Consider the following 1,400-nt stretch of genomic DNA (forward strand, 5'->3'; position numbering starts at 1 on the left):
GAGCTCGAGCCGGTCGAAGATACCAGGTGGCTGCAACTGTTTATTAAAAACACAGCACTCTGCTAACGCGTAAGCGGACGTATAGGGTGTGACGCCTGCCCGGTGCCGGAAGGTTAATTGATGGCGTTAGCTCCGGCGAAGCGCTTGATCGAAGCCCCGGTAAACGGCGGCCGTAACTATAACGGTCCTAAGGTAGCGAAATTCCTTGTCGGGTAAGTTCCGACCTGCACGAATGGCGTAATGATGGCCACGCTGTCTCCACCCGAGACTCAGTGAAATTGAAATCGCCGTGAAGATGCGGTGTCCCCGCGGCTAGACGGAAAGACCCCGTGAACCTTTACTATAGCTTCACACTGGATGCTGATGTTGCTTGTGTAGGATAGCTGGGAGGCTTGGAACCTGGGACGCCAGTCCCAGGGGAGCCGACCTTGAAATACCAGCCTGGCATCATTGGCGTTCTAACTTGGGCCCGTTATCCGGGTCGAGGACAGTGTGTGGTGGGTAGTTTGACTGGGGCGGTCTCCTCCCAAAGCGTAACGGAGGAGCACGAAGGTACCCTCAGCACGGTTGGAAATCGTGCAATGAGTGCAAGAGCATAAGGGTGCTTGACTGCGAGACAGACACGTCGAGCAGGTGCGAAAGCAGGTTCTAGTGATCCGGTGGTTCTGTATGGAAGGGCCATCGCTCAACGGATAAAAGGTACTCCGGGGATAACAGGCTGATACCGCCCAAGAGTTCACATCGACGGCGGTGTTTGGCACCTCGATGTCGGCTCATCACATCCTGGGGCTGAAGTCGGTCCCAAGGGTATGGCTGTTCGCCATTTAAAGTGGTACGCGAGCTGGGTTTAGAACGTCGTGAGACAGTTCGGTCCCTATCTGCCGTGGGCGTTGGAGATTTGAGAAGGGCTGCTCCTAGTACGAGAGGACCGGAGTGGACGCACCTCTGGTGTTCCGGTTGTCACGCCAGTGGCATTGCCGGGTAGCTATGTGCGGACGGGATAACCGCTGAAAGCATCTAAGCGGGAAGCCCCCTTCAAGATGAGATCTCCCCGAGGCCTCGAGCCTCCTGAAGGGCCCAGCGAGACCAGCTGGTTGATAGGCACGGTGTGGAAGCGCTGCAAGGCGTTGAGCTAACGTGTACTAATGGCCCGTGAGGCTTGACCATATAACACCCAAAGGGTCTGGTGACGAGCCGATCCCGGAGGCGCGTGAGACGATCGCGTCAGCTTATTCCCGATTGCGTCGTGGCCCTGAGGGCCATGACACCCGTTTCGCCTGACGACCATAGCGAGCGTGTCCCACCTGATCCCATGCCGAACTCAGCAGTGAAACCGCTTAGCGCCGATGGTAGTGTGGGGCTTCCCCATGCGAGAGTAGGTCATCGTCAGGCATTTCTTC

At 57.1% G+C, this 1,400-nt stretch carries 2 rRNA genes; both read left to right on the top strand.

From position 1 onward, the window contains the following. A 23S ribosomal RNA gene (locus LUN51_RS17355) occupies positions 1 to 1,167 on the top strand; the annotation flags it as partial. Positions 1,168 to 1,276: 109 nt separating this feature from the next. Continuing rightward, positions 1,277 to 1,392: ribosomal RNA gene (gene rrf / locus LUN51_RS17360) — 5S ribosomal RNA — on the top strand. Positions 1,393 to 1,400 lie beyond the last annotated feature (8 nt).

This window comes from Chromohalobacter canadensis, from assembly GCF_029544075.1.
Classification (GTDB): domain Bacteria; phylum Pseudomonadota; class Gammaproteobacteria; order Pseudomonadales; family Halomonadaceae; genus Chromohalobacter; species Chromohalobacter canadensis_A.